Origin of the sequence: Pseudomonas sp. GW456-12-10-14-LB2 (genome assembly GCF_002884345.1) — a bacterium.
Taxonomy (GTDB): Bacteria; Pseudomonadota; Gammaproteobacteria; order Pseudomonadales; family Pseudomonadaceae; genus Aquipseudomonas; species Aquipseudomonas paraglycinae.
The window spans coordinates 104,792-131,187 of the sequence record NZ_POHV01000010.1 but is presented as its reverse complement, the minus strand read 5'-3'; the positions used below and the strand labels follow the sequence as shown (position 1 = coordinate 131,187).

The following is a 26,396-nucleotide window of genomic DNA, read 5'->3' as shown; positions in this document are numbered from 1 at the left end:
GTGGGCTTCGAACGCTTACGAGCGTGCGCGAGCCTGGTTACGCAGCGCCTTCACCTGATCGTGATTGCGTTGCACGCCGTGGTACTGGCGTTCGACCAGATCACGAATGCCGACCAGGTTGTGCTTGTTGATCTTCTCGATCGCTTCACGATAAGCCTTCAGGGCGTGGTCTTCACCGCGCTCGGCTTCGTTGAGCACCGCTTCTTCATCTTTGCCGGTGAACATCGCTTTGACGTCGACCCAGCGACGGTGCAAATCACCGCTGACACTGGTCGAGGTTTCCGGATCGCCACCCATCGAACGCACCGCGGCTTGCAGCTCGGCCGCAGCCGTTGCGCAATCGGCGGAGCGTTTCACGAACAGGGTTTTCAACTCTGGGTGCTTGATGTCTTCAGCGCAGGTCTTGAAGCCTTCCTGACCGTCCTTGCTGGTTTCGATCAGGTCGTTGAGGACGGAGATGGCTTCTTTATTCATGTCAGTCATTTTTCAATTCCTTGCGTGGGTGAAAGATGCAAGGAGTATTGCAGTGGTCATGCCAGCTTTTCGAAAAGAAATTAATCGTTATTTTTCAATAACTTATAAATAAAAGGAAAATCTGTATGCCTGTTATTTGCATGATCTGTCATTTGGCCTGCATGCAGAATGCCTGTATTTTCCGAAGTGTTTTCAAAGCCAGACGATTCCAACGATGAACCCTGAAAAGCTCGAACTGCTGATCACCCGCGAAATGCCCTTCGGCAAATACAAGGGCCGGATCATTGCCGACCTGCCGGGCCCCTACCTGAACTGGTTTGCCCGGGAAGGATTTCCCCATGGCGAACTGGGCGGGCTGTTGGCATTGATGCAGGAAATCGATCACAACGGCCTGTCGGAACTGCTCGAACCGCTGCGCGCCAAACACGGCAAACCTGCCCCACGCCACTAAGGCGTCACCCTGATCCGAGTCGAGTCGACCATGCCCGATAACACCCGCCGCGCCCGAGACGAAGCCTTCTGGCAAACCTTCGCCGACCGTTACGACCGCCACCCCGGCCCGGTGAATCTGGAGAACGGCTATTTCGGGCGCATGTCGCGCACGGTGGTCGAGGAGTACCAGCGCAACATCGAGCTGATCAACAACAGCAACTCGATCTACGTGCGCCAGCGTTTCGAACAGCACGACAGCCTCGACATCCGCGCGCAACTGGCCGAGCTGATCGGTGTACGCGCGCAAAGCGTGGCCTTTACCCATAACGCCACTGCCGGCCTGCAATCGCTGATCCGCAACTACAACCGCCTGCAACCTGGCGATCAGGTGCTGATCTGCGATCTGGAATACGACACGGTCAAGGGCGCCATGCGCTGGCTGGCAAAGCATCGCGGGGTCGAGGTGATCGAGATCGAACACGCCCACCCCGCCACCTTCGACAGCCTGCTGGCGACTTACCGCGAAGCCTTCATCCGCTATCCGAAGCTCAAGCTGATGGCGCTGACCCACGTCACCCACCGCACCGGGCTGGTGATGCCGGTGCAGGCCATTGCCGCGTTGGCCAAGGAATACGGCGTCGACATCATCCTCGATGGTGCCCATGCCCTTGGTCAGATCGAGTTCGACCTGGAAGCGCTGGGCATCGCCTTCGCCGGGTACAACCTGCACAAGTGGATCGGCTCGCCGCTGACCCTCGGCTTTATCTACATCGCTCCACAGCGCCTGGCCGACATCGACCCGGACATGGGCGAGATGCATTTTTCGGCTGGCGACATCCGTTCGCGCACGCCTTACAGCACGCCGAACATTCCGGCGCTGATGACCTTGCCACTGGTGTTCGAGGAACACCGCGCACTCGGTGGCGCGGCCGCCAAAGGCGCGCGGGTGAATTACCTGCGCAACCTGTGGGTCAGCGCCGTGCGCAATCTGCCGGGCATCGAAGTCACGACCCCGGACGATCCGCGCCTGTACTGCGGCATCACCTCCCTGCGCTTTACCCGTCATGCCGACCAGCAGGCGATGGTCGGACGCCTGCTCAACGACTACAACCTGTTCACCGTGGTGCGCAACGGCGCTGCCTGCGGGCCGTGCATCCGTGTCACGCCGTCGCTGACCACGACGGCGACGGAGATTCAGCAGCTGGTTCTGGCGTTGAATGAACTGCGTTAAACCGTGTACTTGTCGAAGTCCTCGGGCTTGATCTGCGACGACACCGCAAAGGTGTCGATGCCGATCGTGAGGTGGCCGAAGTAACCGTCCTCGTGTGAATCGCGGCTGATCGGCCACACCGTCAGGGTCGACTCTTCACCGCCCATGTTGGCGTAATAGGCATCGTCGGTGTTGCACACCGGCAGCGAGCTGCGCCCGCGATAGGCCTTGGCATTGAGCACGCCACGGGAAACCATCTCCGGAAAATAAAGCTGCCCGACCCAGGCCACGTTGCGCTCCTCGAGGTACTCATTGCCGGCAACGATGCGTACCGACACGTGAATGTGCAGCGCTCGCCCGGCATAGAAACCCGGATAGATCGTGGTGAAGCGCACCCTGCCCTTGTGGTCGCTGAACTGGCCGCCGCGCAGATAGGTGTCGTCGTCGGTTCGCGGGATCGCGCCAATGTCCTCGACGTCGACTTCCAGATCCGGGTTCACCCGACTCCAGCCGGAATACGCGCCGCGTGCGTTGCAGTGCCAGATATCCACCAGCGCACCGCTGACCGGCTCGGCGGTCATGGCATCGACGATGGTCAGGCGCAGCAACAGCGGCAGGCCTTCGGCGCCTTCACTGATGTTGCGGCGCAGCAGTTTGGGATTGCGGAAATACGGCCCGGCGACTTGCTCGGGGGCCAGTTGATAAACCGATGGAGCTGAAGGCTGGTTATCCATGACGCGTTCTCTCTTCCTTAAGATGAACGCAGGTTAACGTCACACGCGAAGCCAGGTGCGGTAACTATGTATCTCCAAATAACGTATCTCCAAATAACGTATCTCCAGATAACGAAGTTTTTTACGGGCAAAAAAAAACGGTGCACCGACCAAGCGCACCGTAAAGCCGTAGAACACACAACGAAGTGTCGGGTGAAGCGATCAGTCCAGAAGCGCCAACGCCTCGGCGGTGCATTCCTGAATACGGGCCCAGTCGCCGTTCTTGATCCACTCAGGATCGAGCATCCAGCTACCGCCCACGCACATGACGTTTTTCAGCGCCATGTAGCTCTTGATGTTGGCAGGGCCGACGCCGCCGGTCGGGCAGAATTTCACTTCGCCGAACGGGCCGCCGAGTGCCTTGATTGCAGCCACGCCGCCGCTGACTTCCGCCGGGAACAGCTTGAAGCGGCGATAACCCAGGCCATAACCTTCCATGATGCCGGAGGCATTGCTGATGCCCGGCAGCAGCGGGATCGGGCTTTCGACGCTGGCTTCCAGCAGGTCACGGGTGATGCCCGGAGTGACGATGAATTGCGAACCGGCGGCTTCGGCCGCGGCCAGCATGTTGCGGTCGAGGACGGTGCCGGCACCGGTCACCAGTTCCGGGCGCTGTTCGCGCAGGATCTGGATCGCCTTGAGGCCGAACTGCGAACGCAGGGTCACTTCCAGCGCGGTCAGACCACCGGCGGCCAGGGCGTCGGCCAGCGGCAGCACGTCCTGTTCACGGGCGATGGTAATCACCGGCAGGATCCGCGCCTTGGCGCAGAGGCTGTCGATCAGGGCAACTTTGTCCGCCATGGAAACGGTCGGGGATGGGGTTTTCATAGCGGCTGTTCCTTGGCTCATGGGCACCAGTAAATCTCTAACGTAGGTTGCAGAAACGCGCGAACCGGCATGGCGGCGACGTCGTTGGATGCCAGTGCGGCATTCAGGGTGGTCAGTTTCGACTGACCGGAAATCGACAGAATCTTGTGCCGGGCCGAGGCCAGCAGTGCGCGGCTCATGGTCAGGCGCTGACGCGGCACGCTTGGCGCGAGCATCGGCCAGCAGCGACGGGTGCCGTCGGCTTGCAGGGCTTCGGCCAGGTTCGGGCTGTCCGGGAACAGCGACGCGGTGTGACCGTCATCGCCCATGCCCAGTACCAGCACGTCGATGGGCGGCAACTCGGCGAGCAAACGATCGGCCTGCTCCGCAGCCTGCTCGACGTTGGCCGCCGCGCTGTAGAGGCTGAGGAACTGCGCCTTGGCCGCCGGGCCCTTGAGCAGATACTGCTTGAGCAGACCGGCATTGCTGTCGGCATGTTCGACCGGTACCCAGCGCTCGTCAGCCAGGGTCACGACGACCTTCGACCAGTCCAGTTCCTGCTTGGCCAGGTGCTGGAAAAACGCCACCGGGCTACGACCGCCGGACACCACCAACACGGCGTTGCCACGTGCCGCCAGCGCTTCGCTCAATTGCTTGGCGACATTCAGCGCCAGGCCTTCGGCAAGCAGCACCGGGCTCTTGAATTCGCGGGCATTCACGCCCTCGGGCAGTTTCACATCAGATATCGCCATACCACGACCTCCCGTCCCGCGTGATCAAGGCAATGGAGCTCATCGGCCCCCACGACCCGGCCGCATACGGCTTGGGCGCGTCACCGGATTTTTTCCACCCGGCGATCAACTGGTCACACCATTTCCACGCGGCTTCGATTTCATCTTTACGGACAAACAGGTTCTGATTGCCGTTCATCACTTCCAGCAACAACCGCTCATAGGCATCGGGGATCCGAGCGCTGCGCCAGGTGTCGGAAAAATTCAGTTGCAGCGGGCCGCTGCGCAGTTGCATGCCCTTGTCCAGGCCTTGCTCTTTGGTCATCACGCGCAAGGAAATACCTTCGTCCGGTTGCAGGCGGATGATCAGTTTGTTGCTGATCTGCAGGCGCTGCTCGGGGGCGAAGATGTAGTGCGACGGTTCCTTGAAGTGGATGACGATCTGCGACAGTTTTTGCGGCATGCGCTTGCCGGTACGCAGGTAGAACGGCACGCCGGCCCAGCGCCAGTTGCGGATGTCGGCACGCAGGGCAACGAAGGTTTCGGTGTCGCTCTGGGCGTTGGAATTCGGCTCTTCAAGGTAGCCCGGCACGGACTTGCCTTCGCTGTGCCCGGCGATGTATTGGCCGCGCACCACTTGCGTGGTCAGGCCTTCCGGACTGATCGGCGCCAGGGCTTTGAGCACTTTCACTTTTTCATCACGGATGCTGTCGGCGGACAGATCGGCCGGCGGATCCATGGCGATCAGGCAGAGCAGTTGCAGCAGGTGGTTCTGGATCATGTCCCGCAGCTGACCGGCCTTGTCGAAGTAACCCCAGCGGCCTTCGATGCCGACCTTCTCGGCCACGGTGATTTCCACGTGGGAGATGTAGTTCTGGTTCCACTGGGTTTCGAACAGGCTGTTGGCGAAACGCAGGGCGATCAGGTTCTGAACGGTCTCTTTGCCCAGGTAGTGGTCGATGCGGTAGGTGCGGTTCTCCGGGAAGAACTGCGCCACGGCGTCGTTGACCTTGCGCGAGGATTCCAGGTCGGAACCGATCGGCTTTTCCAGCACCACGCGGGTGTTTTCCGCCAGACCGACTTTCGCCAGGTTCTCGCAGATCGCGCCGTACACCGCCGCCGGGGTGGCGAAGTAGGCAATCATGCGTTGCGTGCTGCCGGCCAGTTCGGCCAGCGCCACATAATCTTCAGCCTTGAGGAAGTCGACGTGCAGGTAGGTCAGACGCGCCAGAAAGCGCTCGGCCACGGCCTCGTCCAGTTCCTTGCCCACGTAACGGCGCAACTCGGCGGCGATGAACGCCAGGTGCTGCTGCTCGGTGCCCGCCTCACGGGCCAGTGCGATAATGCGCGTGTCCTCGTGCAGCAGGCCGGCGCCATCAAGGTGATAAAGAGCAGGAAACAGCTTGCGCAGGGCCAGATCGCCCAAGGCGCCGAACAAGGCGAAGGTGCACGGTTCAACCGTAATCGAAGGCATGATGTTTGTTCTTTTATCAAGTTAAGCTACAAATACCTTTTTTCAAGGCATCACTCAAGGGAAAATGTAGTAATAACCACAACATTTTCGCAAAATACAGATTCCGAGTGGTGGTCGGTCGGAGCCATCAGTAGGATAGGCCACCGTCACGGGCCACATCAAAGGCCCAATTTGCATAGCCGCGCGCTTATCGGCGCCGGTGAATCTAGGAATTCTTATGGACCGCGTGCGAAATTTACTGGAACAGATCCAGAGTCGCCTTGAAGAGCTGAACAAGGCCGAACGCAAAGTCGCCGAAGTGATCCTGCTCAACCCACAGCAGGCCACCCGCTTCAGCATCGCCGCCCTCGCCCAGGCGGCGTCGGTCAGTGAACCGACGGTCAACCGTTTCTGCCGTTCGTTCGGCGTCAGCGGCTACCCCGAACTCAAGCTGCAACTGGCCCAGAGCCTGGCCAGCGGCGCGGCATATGTCAGCCGCGCAGTAGAAGCTGACGACAACCCCGAGGCCTACACGCAGAAGATTTTCGGCAGTGCGATCGCGTCGTTGGACAGCGCTTGCCAGGCGCTGGACCCGAACCTGATCAGCCGCGCCGTCGACCTGTTGATCCAGGCCCGGCAGATCCACTTCTTCGGCCTCGGCGCATCCGCCCCGGTAGCTTTGGATGCGCAGCACAAATTCTTCCGTTTCAACCTGGCGGTCACCGCCCACGCCGACGTGCTGATGCAACGCATGATTGCTTCGGTGGCGCACACCGGCGAGCTGTTCGTGATCATTTCCTACACTGGCCGCACCCGCGAACTGGTGGAAGTGGCGCGCATCGCCCGGGAGAACGGCGCTTCGGTGCTGGGCCTGACGGCAGAGAATTCGCCACTGGCCAAGGCCAGTACGCTGAGCCTGAACATTCCGCTGCCGGAAGACACCGACATCTATATGCCGATGACTTCGCGGATCATTCAGTTGACCGTGCTGGATGTGTTGGCGACGGGGATGACGCTGCGTCGCGGGGTGGATTTCCAGCCGCATCTGCGCAAGATCAAAGAGAGCTTGAATGCGAGCCGGTATCCGGTGGGTGACGAGTTCAACTGAAGATCAAAAGCCCCTCACCCTAACCCTCTCCCGGAGGGAGAGGGGACTGACCGAAGTGTCTTGCGCTATACATCGACTTGAAAGATTGGGTCGATTATGGATTCAAAGACATTCGTTCAATTCGGTGAATCTCTTAAATATCCCCCAATCGGTCCTCCCCCTGGGAGAGGGTTAGGGTGAGGGCAGCGGTCGAACTGACACACTCAAGCCCCAGCCCAAGCCTGCAAACTCAAATGCGCCTTCTCCCCCGGCGCCAGATGCAGGCTGTCGGTGCCGCCCGCCGCCGCTTCAACACAGACAAATTCCGAGATCTCATCCCAGCTCACACCCAGCAACGGCCGCGCCCCCGGGTGCCACACCACGGTGTCCGCGCTGTCACCCGTATCGATGCACAACTCGCGCTGCCAGGCGTGATCCTTGAGCTGTAATTCGCCGTCATGCTGAAACACCCGCTGACAGCCGCCATCAACCCGCAACTCGCCTTCCTGCTGACAAACCTCACGGTTCAACTGGTCGTAACCCTGCGCCCCTTCGAGCCCAGACAGCGCTATCTCACTCACATCGCCAATACGCCAGTAAGCGTGCAAAGCCTGGCTCAACTGGCACGGCATGTCGTCCTGATGCTCGGTGCTCAGGCGCAATTCCATGCGTTCACCCAGGTGCGCGTGCAGGTCCACCTGCCAGTCGCACAACTGCAATTGCCAATGCAGGCGCACGCCGTCATCGCCGGTGCTGCTGTCGAGCAGTTTCCAGTCCAGCAATCGCGCCCAGCCATGGGACGGCCACGCGTTTTCGCTCGGGTGACGGCCATACCATGGCCAGCAAACCGGCACGCCGCCGCGAATCGCGCCGACATGCGGCCATTTCGCCGCGCACCATAACCACGGCTTTTGCCCGCGCGGCTGAAAATGCAGCAATTGCGCGCCCTGGCGACTGAACACCGCCTGACACAGCGGATGATCGATCACCAGCACATCGCGCATCTGATAGCGCTCCCAGGCGAACACCGGACGTTCGCGCAAGGATTTGAAGAAGCGTTGCAGCGGATGCTCATGCATGGGCCACGGTTCCAGATTCAACTTTCATGGGCTGCGACACCCCTGTCCAAAAAAAAGCGGACAGCCTTGGCTGTCCGCAAATATGCGCACATAGAGAGGAGCTTATCGCAGACGCGTCAGAACGTAGACTGAATTTTCAGGCCAGCGACCAAAGCGTTATCCACTTCATCCACACCGCCCGGATGAGTGATGTATTGCAGGTTCGGACGTACGGTCAGCCAGTTGGTCACGTGGAAGCCGTAGTTGATCTCGTAGTTGTATTCGGTTTCACGAATCGGCGAGAAGACCGGATTGTCGTAGTCCGAAACACCGTTGGCGACGTTGAGCAGTTCGGCGTTTTTCTTCACGTCATTGTTGACGTGAATGCGTGCCGCACCGATACCGACGTCATCTTTCGGACGTGCGTCGAACGGGCCTTTGTACACAAACATCAAGGACTGGTAGTTGTCGATGAAGTTGGTGTCCTTGTCATGGAACGTGGCGTTGGCAGCGATGTTCAGACCACGGCTCTTGTCACCGTTGTGGCTGGTGAGTTGTTGCTGTGCAACGAACCAGTAACCGTGCTTGCTGCTGTGGGTGCGGTAGGCGTCACCAGTGGTCGCCGCGTCGAAACCGTTGACGTCTTCGCGAACGTCGTCGGCATCGGCCGTGCTCTTGTAGTAACCGACACGGTATTCGCCCGGCAGGCCGTTCGGGTTAGGCAACCAGACCAGCTCCACTGGCAACACGGTGCCTTTGGTGCCGCTGCCGCTCAACTTGAAGCCGTTGCCGTGTTCCAGTTGCGACGGGTTCTGGTTGTACGCACCAATCTGCGCGTAGAGCTCGTCGTTGATGTTGTATTTGACGCGAATGGCCGCCTGGCTGACCGGCCAGTTGTACCAGATGTTGGTCGCCCAGTTACCCACTTGCGAACCGCAGAACGCCAGGTTCTGGAACTCGCACGGGAAGGTGTTGAAGTCTTCGCCTTCGCCGAAGTAACCGGCCTTGATGTCGAGTTTGTTGTCGAAGAACTGATGTTTGATCCACAACTGGGTCAGACGCACCATGTGGCCACGACCGTAGACTTCCTGCGAGGAGCTCAGGGTGCCGGCACGCGGATCGCCAACGCGATCGTTGGAAATGTTGTAGCCGTTACGGTTGGTGAACTGGATCTTGGCCTGGGTGTTGTCCCAGCCCCACAGTTTTTGCAGATCCAGCGCCACGCCCAGACCGAACTGGTCGGCGTAACGCGCTGTCTTGTCGTCGTTGAAACCGCCGTGAAGGTTGCCGCCCACTTCACCGACGTAGTCCATCTTGATGTCGATACCCTGCTCGATCAGCTTGGTACGTTCGCCACCCCAGTCCCCGGTCATCCACTCCGAATCGGAGCTGAACGCGTCAGCCGCGTGGACGCTACCGGCCAGCATCATTGCCGCAACTGCTGACAACTGGCCGATTCGCTGAGCGTTGTTGTTCTTCTTCATCCCTACATCCTCGTTTTATTGTTATTAACTGTTCTTCTTATCTAACGCGGTTTACATCTGATGCGGCGCGCGACAGGCCGCGCACCGCGTGCTCCCTGCAGGAACGGGCGAACCCGCTCCCGCATTAGTTGATCAGCGACCCTTGAACTGGGCCACGTTGGCGCTGTGCGATTCGGTTTTCGGCAGGCCTGCAACCCCCAGACGCTCACCGGACTTGGCGTCGAACAGCAGCACTTTCGACGGATCGAATTGCAGGGTCAGGGTTTCGCCCACCTGCGGCGCCACGTCCGGCGCCAGACGGCAGCAGACCTTGGTGTCGTTGAGGTTGACGAACACCAGGGTGTCCGGACCGGTCGGCTCGGTGACCTGCACTTCAGCCTTGATGCTCGGCAGGCCATTGCCCTCGCCGTAGGCCAGAGCAATCTGCTCCGGGCGCAGGCCGAGGATCACTTCACGGTCTTCAAGACCGGCGTCCTGCATTGCCATCGGCAATTCGCAACGGGCCTGGCCGCTGTCGAGCAGCGCCACCAGACGGCCGTCCTTGCGTTGCAGACGCAGCGGGATGAAGTTCATCGGCGGCGAACCGATGAAGCTCGCGACGAACAGGTTGGCCGGGTCGTTGTAGATCTCTTTCGGCGTACCGAACTGCTGGATGATCCCGTCCTTCATCACCGCCACTTTGTCGCCCAGGGTCATCGCTTCGATCTGGTCGTGGGTCACGTAGACCGTGGTGGTTTTCAGGCGCTGGTGCATCAGTTTCATTTCGGTGCGCATCTCGACACGCAGCTTGGCGTCGAGGTTGGACAGCGGTTCGTCGAACAGATAGATCTTCGGCCGACGCGCCAGGGCACGGCCCATCGCCACGCGCTGTTGCTGGCCGCCGGAGAGCTGACCCGGCTTGCGATTGAGCAGGTGCTCGATCTGCAGCAGCTTGGCCACGCGGGCGACTTCTTCGTCGATGGCCGACTGGCTCATCTTGCGGATCTTCAGACCGAACTCGATGTTCTCGCGCACGCTCATGGTCGGATACAGCGCGTAGGACTGGAACACCATGGCGATGTCGCGATCTTTCGGGCTCATGCCGCTGACATCCTGGTCACCGATCATGATCGCGCCGCCGGTGATGGTTTCCAGGCCGGCGATGCAGTTCATCAGGGTCGACTTGCCGCAGCCCGAGGGCCCGACGAGGATCAGGAACTCACCGTCCTTGATCGACAGTTCGATGTTCTTCAGGGTGTCCGGCAGGCCGGTACCGTAGGTCTTGTTTACATTGCGAAGTTCGAGCGTAGCCATGATTACCCCTTGACTGCGCCGGCCGTCAGCCCGCGCACGAAATACTTGCCTGCGACCACATAGACCAGCAGGGTCGGCAGCCCGGCGATCATCGCCGCCGCCATATCCACGTTGTATTCCTTGGCCCCGGTGCTGGTGTTGACCAGGTTGTTCAGCGCCACCGTGATCGGTTGCGAATCACCGCTGGAGAACACCACGCCGAACAGGAAGTCGTTCCAGATCTGGGTGAACTGCCAGATCAGGCAGACCATGATGATCGGAGTGGACATCGGCAGGATGATCTGGCGGAAGATCGTGAAGAACCCCGCGCCATCGAGACGCGCGGCCTTGATCAGCGCATCCGGAATGCTCACGTAGTAGTTACGGAAGAACAGCGTGGTGAACGCCAGACCGTAGACCACATGGATGAACACCAGGCCGGTAGTGGTGCTCGCCAGGCCCATCTTGCCGAGGGTGAACGACGCCGGCAGCAGCACGGTCTGGAACGGCAGGAAGCAGCCGAACAACAGCAGGCCGAAGAACAGCTGCGAACCGCGGAAGCGCCAGAACGACAGCACATAACCGTTCAACGCACCGATGGCGGTGGAGATGATCACGGCCGGAACGGTGATCTTGATCGAGTTCCAGAAGTAGCCGTCAACGGTCGCCCAGGCTTTCACCCAGCCGATGCCGCTGACCACGGTCGGCCAGCTCAGCAGGTTGCCGGTGGAGATGTCTTCCGGGGTCTTGAAGCTGGTCAGCAGCATGACCACCAGCGGTACCAGATACAGCAGGACCGCAAGGATCAGCACCGCGTAGATCGCGATGCGACTCAGGCTGATGGCCGGTTTGGAGGCGAGACTAGTCATGACGCTTGGTCCTCAGCTCGGAGTACAGGTAAGGCACGATGATCGCGAGGATCGCACCGAGCATCAGGATTGCACTGGCCGAGCCCATGCCCATCTGTCCACGGCTGAACGTGAACGAGTACATGAACATCGCCGGCAAATCGGAGGAATAACCCGGGCCGCCGGCCGTCATGGCCGCCACCAGGTCGAAGCTCTTGATCGCGATGTGCGCCAGGATCATCACCGCACTGAAGAACACCGGACGCAGGCTTGGCAGCACCACTTTCCAGTAGATGCGCGGCATGCTCGCGCCGTCGATCTGGGCGGCACGGATGATCGATTGATCAACGCCACGCAGGCCGGCGAGGAACATCGCCATGATGAAGCCCGAGGCCTGCCAGACCGCCGCGATCACCAGGCAATACACCACGCGATCCGGGTCGATCAGCCAGTCGAGACGGAAGCCTTCCCAGCCCCAGTCCCGCAGCAATTTGTCCAGGCCCATGCCCGGGTTGAGCAGCCATTTCCACGCAGTACCGGTCACGATCATCGAGAGCGCCATCGGGTACAGGTAAATGGTGCGGATAAAGCCTTCGCGACGGATTTTCTGGTCGAGGAAAATCGCCAGTGTCACGCCGATTACGAGGGTGATGCCGATGAACATGCCGCCGAACACGGCCAGGTTCTTGCTCGCCACCCACCAGCGATCGTTGTCGAACAGACGCTCGTATTGCGCCAGGCCTGCCCACTTGTAGTTCGGCAGGAAGGTCGACGTGGTGAACGACAGGACAAACGTCCAGAGGATATAGCCATAGAAGCCCACCAGAACGATGAACATGCTCGGCGCCAGCACCAGTTTCGGTAGCCAGCGCTGCAATGCGTCGAACGGCGAGGCCTTGCTGAACACAGCAACAGAACTCATGGGAAGATCCAATAAAAAAAAGAGAAGAGCAGCTACGAGTTGAGAGCTGCAAGACCAGCAGAGCAGCGCTCTTGTCTCGCAGCTTGTAGCTCGCAGCTCGTCGCTACCGCTTACTTGGCAGCCTTGATGGCAGTGCCGAGTTTTTTGGCAGCGTCGGCCGGGTCGGCTTTCGGGTCGTTGATGTAGTTGGTCACGACATCAAAGAACGCGCCCTGAACTGCCAGCGTGGTCGCCATGTTGTGCGCCATGCTCGGTTGCAGGCCGCCGTTCTTGGCGTCTGCCAGGAAGTCCTTGGCAGCGGTCTGGGCGCAGGAGTCGAAACCGTACTTGCCCATGTCGGCGAGCATGTCGTTACGCACCGGGATCGAGCCCTTGTTGATGCTGAAGACTTTCTGGAAGTTTTCACCCAGCACGACTTTGGCGATGTCCTGCTGACCGGCCGCGGTGCCCGCGTCCTTCTGCTTGAACACGGCCAGCGAGTCGATGTTGTAGGTGAACGCCTTGTCGGTGCCCGGGAAGGCTACGCACTCGTAGTCCTTGCCGGCGACTTTCTTGGCGGCGGTCCATTCGGACTTGGCCCAGTCACCCATGATCTGCATGCCGGCCTTGCCGTTGATGACCTTGGCCGCTTCCAGGTTCCAGTCCTGGCCTTTGCCGTCCTGGTCCATGTAGGTCGCGACTTTCTTCAGCTCGGTCAGGGCCTTGACCATTTCCGGGCCGGTCAGGGCAGCGTTGTCCAGGTCGACCAGGGCTTTCTTGTAACCATCAACGCCCATCACCGACAGCACGACCGCTTCGAACACGGTGCTGTCCTGCCAAGGCTGACCGCCGTGGGCCAGCGGGATGAAGCCCGCCGCTTTCAGCTTGTCGCCGGCGGCGTAGAATTCTTCGAGGGTGGTCGGGGCTTTTTCGATACCGGCTTTCTTGAAGACTTCCGGGTTGATCCACAGCCAGTTCACCCGGTGAATGTTCACCGGTACGGCCACGTAATCACCTTCGAACTTCACGGTGTCGGAGACTTTTTTGTCGAGCAGGCTGTCCCACTTCTCGGACTTGGAAACGTCCTTCAGGACGTCAGTGTCAAGCAGACCGGTCGACGCCCATTCCTGGATGTCCGGGCCTTTGATCTGGGCAACGCCTGGCGGGTTGCCGGCTACCGCGCGGCTTTTCAGCACGGTCATGGCAGTCGCACCGCCACCACCGGCGACAGCGCCGTCTTTCCAGGTGAAACCGTCTTTCTCGACTTGTGCCTTGAGCACATCGACGGCAGCTTTTTCGCCACCGGACGTCCACCAATGCACGACTTCCACCGAACCTTTGGATTCGGCAGCGGAAACACTCAGGGGCAGCACAGCGAGCGGGAACAGGGAGGCGACAGAAATGACAGTAGCGAGGCGAGAAATCGCATTCATCTGAGATGTACCTTTCTTGTTGTTATGCATGCAAGTCTGGTGCTTGCGCTGCACACGAGTTTAAACAGAGCGTTTCCCCTCGCAGGTAACGAAGGGACGCGCGAATGTCACCACATGGTTACACAGGAACGCTTCGGGAAAGCTGTGCCAGAGCACTGGCCATGCTCGGCGCCAGCGGCAGACGCGGAATCAGCACGGCCTGCCAGGCGTGGTACAGATCCGGTTTGCCCGCCCAGATATCGGCACTTGGGCGGTTCTGCGGATCGAGTTCGTGGTGCCAGCTGCCGTCGCAGCGGTCGATGAAATGCGTTTCGCAAAATTCCCAGAACAGGCGATACCAGGTTTCGTACTGCGCATCGCCGGTGCGTTTGAGCAAGGCACTGGCGGCAGCGCTGGCTTCGGCGTGAGTCCAGTGCAGGCGATGACGCACCACCGCTTTGTTGTTCCAGTCGAGGGTGTAGACGATGCCTGGCGCGCCATCGACGTCCCAGCCATGACGGCAGTTGTTCTCGAACAGCTTTTGCGCGTCAGTGGCCAGCCAGCCGGGCGTGAGCATGCCGGCCTGAACCCGCGCGGCTTCGAGGTGCAGCAACAGCCGCGCCCACTCGAAACCGTGGCCCGGCGTGGTGCCGTAGGGACGGAAACCGTCGGCGGGATTGTCATGGTTGTATTCACGCAGCGGCTGCCAGTCGCGGTCGAAATGCTCGATCACCAGGTAATCGTTGGCGGCAGCGTGACCGTGAATCACCCGCTCGACGATGCGTTGCGCACGCACCAGCCAGCGCGGGTCTTCGGTGACATCGGCCAGCGCAAGGAAGGCTTCGGTGGCGTGCATGTTGCTGTTGGCACCGCGGTAGGCTTCTTCTTCGCGCCAGTCGCGATTGAAGAATTCGCGCATGGCGCCCTCTTCTTCGCTCCAGAAATAGGTGTCGATGATGTCGACGGCGTCATCCAGCAATGCCTGCGCACCGGGGCGTTGCGCGACCACCGCGGAACTGGCCGCCAGCGCGACGAAAGCATGCAGATAAGCGTTCTTGCCGGTGTTGCCGTCACGGTGCTCGGCGACAGCGAACCAACCGCCGTGCAGCGCATCGCGCAACGGGCCACGCAGGGCCGCAATGCCGTGATCGATCAGCTCGGCGAACCCCGGCAGGCCCTGAATGTGGGCCATGGCGAAGCTGTGGGTCATGCGTGCGGTGTTCATGGTTTCGGCTTGCGCGCCGGCCTGGAGCTGGCCGCGCTCATCGAGATTGCCGAAGCCTTCGGGCAGTCGCGAAGCCTTGGCAAACGCCAGCAGGCGCAGGCCTTCGTCGGCGAGCCATTGCTGGTGGGCAGGGGCGTTCAGCCAACTGCTGAAGCCCGGATTGAAGTGATCCATGGGTGGCCTTTTTTGTTGTTATGACTGCGGGCAGTCTAAACAACGAGCCGGGAGGGGCTTGTAACGAAGGGGGCGGGTTTTGTCACCGATCGGTGACAAAAGAGCAACCCTCACCCCAGCCCTCTCCCGGAGGGAGAGGGAGCTGACCGAGGTGTCTGGCGTCATACATCGACCTGAAAAACCGAGTCGATTATGGATTCGGTAAAGCAGGATCAAGTCGATGCATCTTTAAAGCATCCCCCGATCGGTCCCCTCTCCCTCCGGGAGAGGGTTAGGGTGAGGGCAAGCTTTTGACTTAATCCGCCGAACGCGGCAATTGCAGGGTCACGCGCAATCCACCCTCACGCAGATTCTGCAACGTCACCTCACCGCCATGGCTATGGGCAATGTTGCGGGCAATCCCCAAACCGAGACCGTAACCCTGCTGCTGCCCCGCCAACCGGAAGTGCGGCTCGAACACCTGCTCCAACCGCTGCTCCGGCACCCCCGGACCTTCATCATCGACATGCAGCACGAATGCGCTTTCGTCGTCATCGATGTGCAAGTGCGCGTTCTGGCCGTACTTCAACGCGTTGTCGATCAGGTTGCCGATGCAGCGCTTGAGCGCCAATGGCTTGCCCGGATAAGCCGCCAACGCCCGTCCCTGCTGGGTCACGCGACCGTTGCCGTTGGGCGCCAGATACGGTTCCACCAGACAGTCGAGCACATGGTTCAGATCCACCGGCTCGATGTTTTCGTGGATGTCGGTGTCCTTCACGCATTGCAGCGCGCCTTTGACCAGCAGCTCCAGCTCGTCCAGATCGCGGCCGAACTTGGTTTGCAGCGTTTCGTCTTCCAGCAGTTCGACCCGCAGCCGCAGGCGGGTGATCGGTGTACGCAGGTCATGGGAAATCGCGCTGAACAGCTGACTGCGCTCGGTGAGGTAACGGCTGATGCGTTCGCGCATGGTGTTGAAGGCGCGGCCCACTTCGACCACTTCGCTGCCGCCGCCCTCGGCCACCGGCTCGACGTCGGCGCCCAGCGACAAATCCCGCGCGGCCCGCGCCAGACGCTTGAGTGGCCGACTCTGCCAGTGCACCAGCAGGCCGATGAACAACAACAGAAAACCGCTGGTGAAGACGATGAACCACACCTGCTGAGTCGGCAGGCCCTGCTCTTCCAGACTGGTGTAGGGCTCGGGCAACAGCGAGGCGATGTACAGCCATTCACCCGGCGCCAACTGAATCTGGGTCACCAGCACCGGCGGATTCACCGGTTCCAGGGTCAACGCGTAATGCGCCCAGGAGCGCGGCAACTCATCGAGTTTCAACCCGGCGTTGAAGATCCGTAAGTCATCGGGGCTGACGAAGGTCACCAGAATGTCGGTGTCCTGGCCCAGCGACTGCCGCAGCACTTCATCCACCGCTTTCAGTACCGCGGCCTTGCGCGGCGTCACCGGCAGCACTTCCATGCCCAACGGTTTGTCATTGAGCGTCACCACAAAACGCGTGCCGCCCATGCTGCGCAATTGGTCGAGCACCAGCGGCCGATAGGCCACCGGCAACGAACGGAAATAACTGACGCTGGCGGTCATCGAATGGGCGAGGCTGCGGGCGCTGGTGACCAGGCCTTCGAGCTGGGTCGCGCGCAATTGGGAAACCCAGATCACGCTGGACAGGGTCTGGGCGAACAACACCGCGAGCAACGTCAGCAACAGCATCCGGCCGAGCAGCGAGCGCGGCATCGGCACTTTGCGCGCGGTGGTGCGCAGGAACTCAGTGACCATTGCCGGCAACCACATTGGCTGCCAGCTGGTAGCCGCTGCCACGCACGGTGCGGATCAGGCGCGGCGGTTTTTCGGTGTCGCGCAGGCGTTGGCGCAAACGACTGACGGCCATGTCGACGATGCGATCGAGGGGCATCAGGTCGCGGCCACGGGTGGCGTTGCCGATGGTGTCGCGGTCGAGGATTTCCTGGGGATGATCGAGGAACAGTTTCAGCAGAGCGAAGTCGGCGCCGGACAGAATCACTTCCTCGCCGTCGGTGTGAAACAGCCGATGGCTGACCATGTCCAGTCGCCACTCATCGAACGCCAGCACTTCACTGCCGCCGCGTTCCTGACCGAATTGGGCGCGACGCAGCAGGGCCTTGATCCGGGCTTGCAGTTCGCGGGGGCTGAAAGGTTTGCCGAGGTAGTCGTCGGCGCCTAGCTCCAGACCGATGACCCGGTCGGCTTCGTCGGAACTGGCGGTAAGCATGATGATCGGCACCTGGGCCTGACGCGGATGCTGGCGCACCCAGCGGCACAGGCTGAAGCCGTCTTCATCGGGCAGCATCACATCGAGGATCACCAGATCGCTCGGTGCTTCGTTCAGCGCCTGACGAAAACCGGCGCCATCCGCCGTGGCCCGTACCTGAAAACCCGCGCGGGTCAGGTAGGTTTCCAGCAACTCGCGTATCTCCTGGTCGTCATCGACCAACAAAATCGACTTGTTGACTGAGCTCACTTCGAAGGCATCCTTGTTGTTGGAATTGGGCGGATTATGCCTGATGTGTCGAGGGTTCCCACGCTCGGCGTGGGAATGATCATTTACCGGATTGTTCGAGCGCCACTCCTGCACCGACGAGCCCGGAATACGGCGCGGTCACCAGCCACACCGGAATCCCCTTGAAGTAATCGCTCATGCAGCCCTTGTCGGCGAAGCTGCGGGCGAAACCGCTTTCGAGGAAGAAATCGGCGAAACGCGGAATCACGCCGCCCACGATGTACACCCCGCCACGGCCGCCAGTGGTCAGCACGTTGTTGCCGGCCACGCGACCGAGCCAGCAGCAGAACTGCTCCAGCACTTCCAGGGCGATCGGGTCGCCTGCAAGACCTGCCGCAGTGATGGCTTCCGGCGTATCGAGTTTCGGTTCATGACCATCCACCGCGCAGATCGCCCGGTAGACCCGCGGCAAGCCGCCGCCGCTCAACGCGGTTTCCGCGCTGACGTGGCCGATCTCGTTGTAGATGTGCTGCCAGAGCTGGGTTTCACGCGGACTGCTCAGCGGCAGATCGACGTGGCCGCCCTCCCCCGGCAACGCGGCAAACCGCCCTTCGCCCAAATCAAGCAAGGTGCCGACGCCCAGGCCAGTGCCCGGGCCGATCACCACTGCCGGGCGCAATGGCTCAGGCTCGCCCTCGCAGACCACGCGAAATTCGCCGGGCTGTAAACGGGTCATGCCCAATGCCATGGCCGAAAAGTCGTTGACCAGCAACAACTGCTCGACCTGCAAGGTCTGGCAGAACGCCTTGCGGCTCAGGCGCCAGTGGTTGTTGGTGAACTTGAATTCATCGCCGCTCACCGGCCCCGCCACCGACAGGCACACCGAACCGATGGCACCCGGCGCCAGACCGAGCCCGCTCAGGTAGAGGCTGATCGCCTCCTCCGGGCTGGCATGGTCGGCCGTGGCCAGCACCTGAACCGATTCGAGCTGCTGATCTTTCCACAACGCGAACCGCGCGTTGGTGCCTCCGATGTCACCGACCAAAGCCAGTTTCAATTAAGCGTCTCCAGGGCAGAAGTGAAGGCGCTGGCGCCCTGCTCCGCCGAGCTGAAGGCCAAACGCATGAAGCCAAACAGCTCGCGACCGCTGCCGATGTTGTTGCCCAACAGGCCTTTGGCGGGTTCGCGCGCTGCGAATTCGGCGGCGTCCACCTTGAGTTCCAAGGTGCCTTTGACGCCATCGACGCGGATGATATCGCCCTCTTGCACGCGCGCCAAAGCACCGCCGACATAAGCTTCAGGGCTGACGTGAATCGCCGCCGGGATTTTCCCCGACGCGCCGGACATGCGCCCGTCCGTCACCAGTGCAACCTTGAAGCCGCGATCCTGCAGCACACCGAGGAACGGTGTCATCTTGTGCAGCTCAGGCATGCCGTTGGAGCGCGGGCCCTGGAAGCGCATCACCGCGACAAAATCCTTCTCCAGCAGACCGGCCTTGAAGGCGTCGGCCAGATCCTGCTGATCCTGGAACACCATGGCCGGTGCTTCGACGATCTGGTTTTCCAGCGCGACGGCGGACACTTTCATCACGCCACGACCGAGGTTGCCTTCCATCACGCGCAAGCCGCCCTCTGCCGAGAACGCACGGGCCACCGGGCGCAGGATGTTTTCGTCGAGGCTGTCGGTCGGGCCTTCGCGCCACACCAGCTTGCCGTTATCGAGGAACGGTTCCTTGGTGTACTGACTCAGGCCGTGGCCGAGCACGGTGTTGACGTCTTCGTGCAGCAGGCCGGCTTCGAGCAGTTCGCGAATCAGGAACGACATGCCGCCCGCCGCCTGGAAGTGGTTGATGTCGGCCTTGCCGTTCGGATAGACGTGGCTCAGGGTCGGCACGACTTCGGAGAGGTCGGCCATGTCCTGCCAGGTCAGTTGAATGCCCGCCGCCATGGCGATGGCCGGCATGTGCAGGGTGTGGTTGGTCGAACCGCCGGTGGCGTGCAGCGCGACGATCGAGTTGACCAGCGCCTTCTCGTCGACAATTTCGCCGATCGGCATGAAGTTGCCGTTCTGTTTGGTCAGGCGGGTGACCTGATGCGCGGCTTCGCGGGTCAGGGCGTCACGCAGCGGCGTGTTCGGGTTGACGAACGACGCGCCCGGCAGGTGCAGACCCATGACTTCCATCAGCAACTGGTTGGTGTTGGCAGTGCCGTAGAAGGTGCAGGTGCCGGGGCTGTGGTAGGACTTCATTTCCGATTCCAGCAGCTCTTCACGGGTCGCCTTGCCTTCGGCGTACTTCTGCCGCACGTCGGCTTTTTCCTTGTTGGAAATTCCCGAGACCATCGGCCCGCCCGGGACGAAAATCGTCGGCAGGTGACCGAAACGCAGGGAGCCCATCATCAGGCCTGGCACGATCTTGTCGCAGATGCCGAGCATCAGCGCGCCGTCGAACATGTTGTGGGACAGCGCCACCGCCGTCGACATCGCGATCACTTCGCGGCTCGGCAGGCTCAGCTCCATGCCCGGCTCGCCCTGGGTCACGCCGTCGCACATGGCAGGCGTGCCGCCGGCGAACTGGCCGACCGAGCCGATTTCGCGCAGGGCGTTCTTGATTTGTTCCGGGAAGACTTCGTACGGCTGGTGCGCCGAGAGCATGTCGTTATATGACGAAACAATTGCGATGTTCGCCGAGTTCATCATCCGCAGGCTGTGCTTGTCTTCGCTGCCACACCCGGCCACGCCATGGGCGAAGTTGGCGCATTGCAGTTTGCCGCGCATCGGCCCGTCAGTTGCAGCGCCGCGAATCAGCGCAAGGTAAGCCTGACGCGTGGCGCGGCTGCGGGCGATAAGCCGTTCGGTGACCTCAAGAACGCGGGGATGCATGTGTAGAACTCCAGGCTAACGGATGTGGCGACCTGATTGTCTATGCTGATCAAAAGCCCGTTCGCGTGGGATGACGAACGGTTTTCTTGATCATTCGGACCAGTTGATTCAGGTCACTCGTTGTAGATAAAACAAAATATTGCCACTAAAAAGGCTTGTTTTCTATTTTTATGCGAATAATCTTGTAATTCCAACAACAAAACGACGGCGGCGCTGTTCAATGACTCTTCGAATCGCAATCAATGGTTTTGGCCGCATCGGCCGTAATGTCCTGCGCGCACTGTATACCCAAGGCTATCGTCAGGATTTGCAGATCGTCGCCATCAACGATCTGGGCGACAGCGCGATTAATGCGCATCTGCTCAAGTACGACACCGTTCATGGCACATTCGACGCCGAAGTGGCTCATGACAACGAGAGCCTGACCGTCAATGGCGACCGCATTTCGGTCAGCGCCATCCGCAACCCGGCCGACCTGCCCTGGGCTGCGGAAAAGATTGATGTGGTATTCGAATGCACCGGTCTTTTCACCGACCGGGCCAAAGCCGCCGCGCATATTACCGCCGGCGCACGCAAAGTGATTATCTCGGCCCCGGCCAAAGGCGCCGATGCCACCGTCGTTTACGGTGTGAACCACGACATTCTGCGCCAGTCGCACCAGATCATTTCCAACGCGTCGTGCACCACCAACTGCCTGGCCCCCGTGGCTCAGGTGCTGCACCGCGAACTGGGCATCGAAAGTGGTCTGATGACCACGATTCACGCCTACACCAACGACCAGAACCTGACCGACGTCTACCACACCGACCCGTACCGCGCCCGCTCCGCCACCCAGAACATGATCCCGAGCAAGACCGGCGCCGCCGAAGCCGTGGGCCTGGTGCTGCCGGAACTGGCGGGCAAGCTGACCGGCATGGCCGTGCGTGTGCCGGTGATCAATGTGTCGCTGGTGGACCTGACCGTGCAGCTGAAGCGCGAAGCCTCGGCCGATGAGGTCAATGCACTGATGAAAGCGGCGAGCCAGCATTCGAAGATCCTCGGCTACAACACCCTGCCGCTGGTCTCGAGCGACTTCAACCACAACCCGCTGTCGTCGATCTTCGACGCCAACCACACCAAAGCCAGCGGCAAACTTCTGAAAGTCTTGGCCTGGTATGACAACGAGTGGGGCTTCTCCAACCGTATGCTCGATAACTGCCTGGCGCTGTGCAACGCGGAATAAAACCGCTGCCATCGCTTCGAGAGCGGGCAAAAGCTTTATCAACCTTTGACAAATCAACACTTGACCACTCGGGCGGATGATAAGCATTATCATTCGCTCGAAATGGATCAGGTCTTCCCGTGAGTCAATCACACTTCAACCACGTCTTCCTCGCCCAGCGCACCTCGCTGCTGCGGACGCTGGAACGGATGGTCAACAACCACAGCACCGCCGAAGACCTGTTGCAGGAAACTTACCTGCGCGTCACCCGGGCGCTGAGCGAACGGGCCATCGATCACCTTGAACCCTTTGTCTTCCAGACCGCGCGCAACCTGGCACTGGATCATTTGCGTGCGCGCAAGATTCATTCGCGGACCATGGTCGACGACGTGCCGCAGGACGTGGTGCACAGCGTCGCCGCCCCCGCCAGCAGCGCCGAAGACGCCGCCCACGCCGAACAATTGCTGGAGCGCCTGAACGTGAGCCTCGGTGAACTCAGCCCCCGCCAACAGCAAATCTTCATCCTCAGCCGCCTGCACGGGCACAGCTATCAGGAAATCGCCGAAGAACTGAGCGTATCCCTCAGCACGGTGCAGAAAGAACTCAAACTGATCATGACCATCTGCATCGGTGTCGCCGAGCGCCTGAACGGCGACTGATCTGCAAGCCTTGTCGGTATTCGACAGGATCGACTGCACTGATCATCGGGCTTTGTTACCCTTGCCCGACTTTTACGCTTCACTAAAAAAACAGCCGTGCACAGACACTGCCGAGGAAACACCGTGACGGACATCCACCGCTCCCCTTCGCCTTCATCGGCGCAGGACGCCGCCAGCGCAATGGACCAGGCTCTGGACTGGCTCATCGTGCTCGGCAGTCCGGACGAGGAGCAGACCCGGCAATTCCATGCCTGGCTGGCGGCCGATCCGTTGAATGCCGAGGCGTTCGCCAAGGCTCAGGCAATCTGGGACGGCCCGCAGATCGCTCAGTGCGCGCAAAACCTCGCGGCCAAACCGAAGAAAGTCACCGTCCTCACTCGCCTGCGTCCGCACTGGAAACCGCTGGCCACCGCCGCGGTGCTGCTGCTCGGGCTGTTCAGTTTCAGCAACCTTCCGATGCGTCTGCAGGCCGATCACCTGACCGTAGTCGGCGAGCGTCAGCGCCTGCAGCTTGAGGACGGCTCGAAAGTCCTGCTCAACACCAATTCCGCGTTCTCCAGCACGATCAACGATCAGCAGCGAGTCGCGCGGCTGTATCAGGGCGAAGCGTTTTTCGAGATCCCGGCCAGCCGCAGCCAGCCGCTGGAAATCGACGCCGGGCCGGTGAAGGCAAGCGTGCGCGACACCGCGTTCGCCGTGCGTTATCTGGACGGCGTGGCGCAGGTGCGGGTGCAGCGCGGCGATGTCGATCTGCGGGCGACCCGTGACGATGCCCGTGTGCGGCTGTCCGCCGGGGAAAGCATCCGCATCGGCCCGAACGGTTTCGACCGTCCGGCCAAGGTCGACGCCGCCACCGATCTGGCCTGGGTGCAGGGTCGGCTGATCTTCGAAAACTGCCCGCTTAACCAGGTGCTGGCCGAACTGCGCCGCTACTACCCGGGCTTCATCATCAACACCAACGATCAGTTGGCCGACGTCGCCGTCACCGGCAATTACCGTCTCGACCAGCCGCTGGACGTGGTGCGTTCGCTCGCTCATATCACCTCGGCCAAGCTTCGGGAATTCCCGGCGCTGGTGATCTTGAACTAAATGAGAATTATTTTTACTCGATAGTCGAAGCTCGTTCGTCTCGTTATAGCCAATGCAATTGATTCGCATCTCGCGAGATCAATCAGCACCTATAAAGATTCGTGCGACACGGAGCGCTATCGATGTCCTCTCGCCTTACCCGCCAGACTTCTTCCCCTTCCCGCGTGCTGTCGCTGCTGACCGCTGCCATCCTGATGGCCGGCACCGCGCCGCTGATGGCCGCCACCGAACAGCCGACGCGCAACATGGGCGATTACTCGTTCGCCATTGCCCAACAGCCGCTGGTGTCGGCGCTCAATGCGTTCACCGCCGTCACCGGCTGGCAGGTCGGTTTGCCGGCGGAATTGGGTCAAGACGTGTCGTCGCCGGGCGTGCGCGGTTCGCTGCCACCGGAAAAAGCCCTGGAGCGCCTGTTGGTGGGGACCAACCTGAGCTTCCGCAAACTGAGCAACAACAACGTCGTGCTGGAAAAACGCGCCAGCAGCGGCGCGCTTAACCTGGATCAGGTGACCATCAGCGCCACCCGTCAGGAACAGTCGATCAACAGCGTGCCGGCCACCGTCACCGTGCAGACTCGTCAGGATCTGGACCGCAATAACGTCAACACCATCAAGGATCTGGTGCGCTACGAGCCGGGTGTGTCCGTCGGCGGCGCCGGCCAGCGTGGCGGGATCAGCGGCTACAACATTCGCGGCATCGACGGCGACCGCATTCTGACTCAGGTCGACGGCGTCGAAGTGCCTGACGGTTTCTTCAACGGCCCTTACGCCAAGACCCAGCGCAATTACGTGGACCCGGAAATCGTCAAACGCGTCGAGATCCTCCGTGGCCCGGCCTCGGTGCTGTACGGCAGCAACGCCATCGGCGGCGCCGTGAGCTACTACACCCTCGACCCGGACGACATCATCAAGCCCGGCAAGGACGTCGGTGCCCGCCTGAAAACCGGCTACAGCTCCGCCGACGAGAGCTGGCTGAAATCCGCCACCGTCGCCGGTCGCGCCGACCAGTTCGACGGTTTGCTGCACTACAGCCAGCGCGACGGTCATGAAACCGACTCCTACGGCAGCAACAACGGCACCGGTCTTGAGCGCACCGCCGCCAACCCGGAAGACGTGAAAGCCACCAACGTGCTGGCCAAGATCGGCTGGAACTACAACGAAGGTTCGCGCCTGGGCCTGACCTACGAAAAGTACAAGGATGATCGCGACACCGATCAGAAAAGCGCCTACGGTGGCCCATACTTCAACGGCGCCCCGACGATCCCGAACAGCGTGCTGCCCGGCGGCATGTACCAGTGGCGCACCGGCAACGACACCATCACCCGCGAGCGTTTTGGCCTGGAGCACAGCTTCGGGCTCGACAGCCTGCTGGCGGACAACGTGAAGTGGAGCCTCAACCACCAGACCGCCAAGACCGACCAGAGCACAGACGAGTTCTATTACCCGATCACCCGCAAAGTGCTGCGCACCCGCGACACGATCTACGAAGAGAAACAGTGGGTCTTCGACGCGCAACTGGACAAGGCCTTCAGCATCGGCGCCACCGATCATGTGCTGACTTACGGCACCACCATCAAGCAGCAGAAAGTTACCGGCTCGCGCAGCGGCGACGGCACATGCCTGGCGGTCGGTCGCGGCTGCACCGCCATCGGCGCCACCAGCGCGGCTGACGTGCTGAAAAAATCCAGCGACTTCCCGGACCCGACCATCAACACCTACAGCCTGTTCGCCCAGGATCAGATCAGCTGGAACAACTGGACCTTCCTGCCGGGCCTGCGCTACGACTACACGCAGCTCAAGCCGCACATCACCCAGGAATTCCTCAACACCGTGGCCGCCGACGGCAACGGCACGGTCAGCGACGAGAACAAGACCTGGCATAAAGTCTCGCCGAAATTCGGCCTGACCTACGCCCTGACCGACAACTACACCTGGTACGGTCAGTACGCCGAAGGCTTCCGCACACCAACCGCGAAAGCGCTTTACGGCCGCTTCGAGAACAGCACCACCGGCTACAACGTGGCGCCGAATCCGGACCTGGAACCGGAAAAAAGCAAAAGCTATGAAACCGGCCTGCGCGGCAACTTCGAGCAAGGCTCATTCGACGTGGCGGTGTTCTATAACAAGTACCGCGACTTCATCAACGAAGACGCCGTCACCCCGGGCTACAGCGAGCTGACGTTCCAGTCCAGCAACATCAAGCACGCCACCATCAAGGGTGCCGAAGTCAAAGGTCGTCTGAACCTGGATTCCTTCGGCGCGCCGCAAGGCTTGTACACCCAGGGTTCGATCTCCTACGCCTATGGACGCAACAACGACAACGGCGAGCCGTTGAACAGCGTCAACCCGCTGACCGGCGTGTTCGGCCTCGGTTATGACCAGGACAACTACGGCGGCCTGCTGAGCTGGACCGTGGTCAAGAAGAAGGATCGCGTCGACGACAGCAACTTCAAATCGCCGGACGGTGTCAGCAGTCAATTCAAGTCGCCGGGCTTCGGCATTCTCGATCTGGCCGGTTATTACAAGGTCACCGACGACGTCACCGTCAGCGGCGGCATCTACAACCTGACCGACAAGAAATACTGGCTGTGGGATGACGTGCGCGGTTACGACAGCGTCGGCGAAGCCTCGGTGACACAACCGGCCAACCTCGATCGCCTGACCCAGCCGGGTCGCAACTTCGCGATCAACCTGGTCTGGGATATTTGATCCGGATGACCTCACGGCGCGCATGCATTGCCGCGCCGTGAGGTTTTTTTACT

General features: G+C 60.9%; 23 protein-coding genes. 7 read left to right on the top strand and 16 right to left on the bottom strand.

Annotation, left to right across the window (positions count from 1 at the left end; translation table 11 throughout):
• Window positions 1–15 precede the first annotated feature (15 nt).
• The gene (locus tag C1X29_RS09180) at window positions 16–483 is read right to left on the bottom strand and encodes a PA2169 family four-helix-bundle protein (RefSeq protein WP_007951153.1); all 468 of its coding nucleotides are present in this window, start codon (window positions 481–483) and stop codon (window positions 16–18) included.
• 205 nt (window positions 484–688) lie between these two features.
• On the opposite strand from C1X29_RS09180, the gene C1X29_RS09175 reads away from it, so the two are divergent.
• Both C1X29_RS09175 and C1X29_RS09170 read left to right on the top strand, forming a co-directional pair.
• Window positions 689–925, top strand: a complete 237-nt coding sequence (locus C1X29_RS09175; protein WP_003213031.1) for a DUF3820 family protein — start codon at window positions 689–691, stop codon at window positions 923–925.
• Between the two features lie 30 nt (window positions 926–955).
• Window positions 956–2,137, top strand: coding sequence for an aminotransferase class V-fold PLP-dependent enzyme (locus C1X29_RS09170; RefSeq protein ID WP_102717278.1), 1,182 nt, complete (start codon window positions 956–958; stop codon window positions 2,135–2,137).
• Here the strand turns inward: C1X29_RS09170 and C1X29_RS09165 are convergent.
• From C1X29_RS09165 to zwf, 4 genes are all read right to left on the bottom strand, one after another.
• Complete coding sequence (locus C1X29_RS09165; RefSeq protein WP_102717277.1) at window positions 2,134–2,850, bottom strand: intradiol ring-cleavage dioxygenase; 717 nt, start codon at window positions 2,848–2,850, stop codon at window positions 2,134–2,136. The genes C1X29_RS09170 and C1X29_RS09165 overlap by 4 nt on opposite strands.
• Before the next feature lie 201 nt (window positions 2,851–3,051).
• Window positions 3,052–3,717 (bottom strand): bifunctional 4-hydroxy-2-oxoglutarate aldolase/2-dehydro-3-deoxy-phosphogluconate aldolase, encoded by a 666-nt coding sequence (locus C1X29_RS09160; protein WP_064383724.1) that lies wholly within the window; start codon window positions 3,715–3,717, stop codon window positions 3,052–3,054.
• Between the two features lie 17 nt (window positions 3,718–3,734).
• Window positions 3,735–4,448 carry a 6-phosphogluconolactonase gene (pgl, locus tag C1X29_RS09155; RefSeq protein WP_085606568.1) on the bottom strand — a complete coding sequence of 238 codons (714 nt, stop codon included), beginning with the start codon at window positions 4,446–4,448 and terminating at the stop codon, window positions 3,735–3,737.
• Complete coding sequence (zwf, locus tag C1X29_RS09150) at window positions 4,435–5,901, bottom strand: glucose-6-phosphate dehydrogenase (protein ID WP_007951158.1); 1,467 nt, start codon at window positions 5,899–5,901, stop codon at window positions 4,435–4,437. The genes pgl and zwf overlap by 14 nt, the downstream gene beginning before the upstream one ends.
• Before the next feature lie 226 nt (window positions 5,902–6,127).
• On the opposite strand from zwf, the gene C1X29_RS09145 reads away from it, so the two are divergent.
• Window positions 6,128–6,988, top strand: a complete 861-nt coding sequence (locus C1X29_RS09145; RefSeq protein WP_169842436.1) for a MurR/RpiR family transcriptional regulator — start codon at window positions 6,128–6,130, stop codon at window positions 6,986–6,988.
• A gap of 203 nt (window positions 6,989–7,191) precedes the next feature.
• Here the strand turns inward: C1X29_RS09145 and C1X29_RS09140 are convergent, their stop codons facing one another.
• From C1X29_RS09140 to edd, 11 genes are all read right to left on the bottom strand, one after another.
• A complete protein-coding gene (locus C1X29_RS09140) occupies window positions 7,192–8,046 on the bottom strand; it encodes a D-hexose-6-phosphate mutarotase (RefSeq protein ID WP_102717276.1) in 855 nt (284 codons plus the stop codon).
• Between the two features lie 116 nt (window positions 8,047–8,162).
• Complete coding sequence (locus C1X29_RS09135) at window positions 8,163–9,509, bottom strand: carbohydrate porin (RefSeq protein WP_085745182.1); 1,347 nt, start codon at window positions 9,507–9,509, stop codon at window positions 8,163–8,165.
• Between the two features lie 132 nt (window positions 9,510–9,641).
• The gene (locus C1X29_RS09130; protein WP_085606573.1) at window positions 9,642–10,802 is read right to left on the bottom strand and encodes an ABC transporter ATP-binding protein; all 1,161 of its coding nucleotides are present in this window, start codon (window positions 10,800–10,802) and stop codon (window positions 9,642–9,644) included.
• Window positions 10,803–10,804: 2 nt separating this feature from the next.
• Window positions 10,805–11,650, bottom strand: a complete 846-nt coding sequence (locus C1X29_RS09125) for a carbohydrate ABC transporter permease (protein ID WP_007951164.1) — start codon at window positions 11,648–11,650, stop codon at window positions 10,805–10,807.
• A complete protein-coding gene (locus C1X29_RS09120; RefSeq protein ID WP_007951166.1) occupies window positions 11,643–12,551 on the bottom strand; it encodes a carbohydrate ABC transporter permease in 909 nt (302 codons plus the stop codon). Before C1X29_RS09120 ends, C1X29_RS09125 begins: the two co-directional genes overlap by 8 nt.
• 110 nt (window positions 12,552–12,661) lie before the next feature.
• On the bottom strand, window positions 12,662–13,963 hold the full coding sequence (locus C1X29_RS09115) for an ABC transporter substrate-binding protein (protein ID WP_007951167.1): 1,302 nt from the start codon (window positions 13,961–13,963) through the stop codon (window positions 12,662–12,664).
• 118 nt (window positions 13,964–14,081) lie between these two features.
• The gene (locus C1X29_RS09110) at window positions 14,082–15,341 is read right to left on the bottom strand and encodes an AGE family epimerase/isomerase (protein ID WP_102717275.1); all 1,260 of its coding nucleotides are present in this window, start codon (window positions 15,339–15,341) and stop codon (window positions 14,082–14,084) included.
• Window positions 15,342–15,636: 295 nt separating this feature from the next.
• Entirely contained in the window at window positions 15,637–17,064 is a 1,428-nt protein-coding gene (locus tag C1X29_RS09105; protein ID WP_162803872.1) for an ATP-binding protein, read from the bottom strand.
• A gap of 31 nt (window positions 17,065–17,095) precedes the next feature.
• On the bottom strand, window positions 17,096–17,827 hold the full coding sequence (locus C1X29_RS09100) for a response regulator (RefSeq protein WP_085697149.1): 732 nt from the start codon (window positions 17,825–17,827) through the stop codon (window positions 17,096–17,098).
• A 79-nt stretch (window positions 17,828–17,906) separates the two neighbouring features.
• Window positions 17,907–18,863: a glucokinase gene (locus tag C1X29_RS09095; protein WP_102717274.1), complete on the bottom strand. Its 957-nt coding sequence runs from the start codon at window positions 18,861–18,863 to the stop codon at window positions 17,907–17,909.
• The gene (edd, locus tag C1X29_RS09090) at window positions 18,860–20,686 is read right to left on the bottom strand and encodes a phosphogluconate dehydratase (protein WP_085606582.1); all 1,827 of its coding nucleotides are present in this window, start codon (window positions 20,684–20,686) and stop codon (window positions 18,860–18,862) included. Before edd ends, C1X29_RS09095 begins: the two co-directional genes overlap by 4 nt.
• Window positions 20,687–20,906: 220 nt before the next feature.
• Between edd and gap the strand changes: the two genes are divergently transcribed.
• From gap to C1X29_RS09070, 4 genes are all read left to right on the top strand, one after another.
• Window positions 20,907–21,908: a type I glyceraldehyde-3-phosphate dehydrogenase gene (gap, locus tag C1X29_RS09085; protein ID WP_085689348.1), complete on the top strand. Its 1,002-nt coding sequence runs from the start codon at window positions 20,907–20,909 to the stop codon at window positions 21,906–21,908.
• A gap of 119 nt (window positions 21,909–22,027) precedes the next feature.
• Window positions 22,028–22,546, top strand: a complete 519-nt coding sequence (locus C1X29_RS09080; protein WP_007951175.1) for an RNA polymerase sigma factor — start codon at window positions 22,028–22,030, stop codon at window positions 22,544–22,546.
• Window positions 22,547–22,669: 123 nt separating this feature from the next.
• Complete coding sequence (locus tag C1X29_RS09075) at window positions 22,670–23,635, top strand: FecR domain-containing protein (RefSeq protein ID WP_102717273.1); 966 nt, start codon at window positions 22,670–22,672, stop codon at window positions 23,633–23,635.
• Between the two features lie 122 nt (window positions 23,636–23,757).
• Entirely contained in the window at window positions 23,758–26,343 is a 2,586-nt protein-coding gene (locus C1X29_RS09070) for a TonB-dependent receptor (RefSeq protein WP_102717272.1), read from the top strand.
• Window positions 26,344–26,396 lie beyond the last annotated feature (53 nt).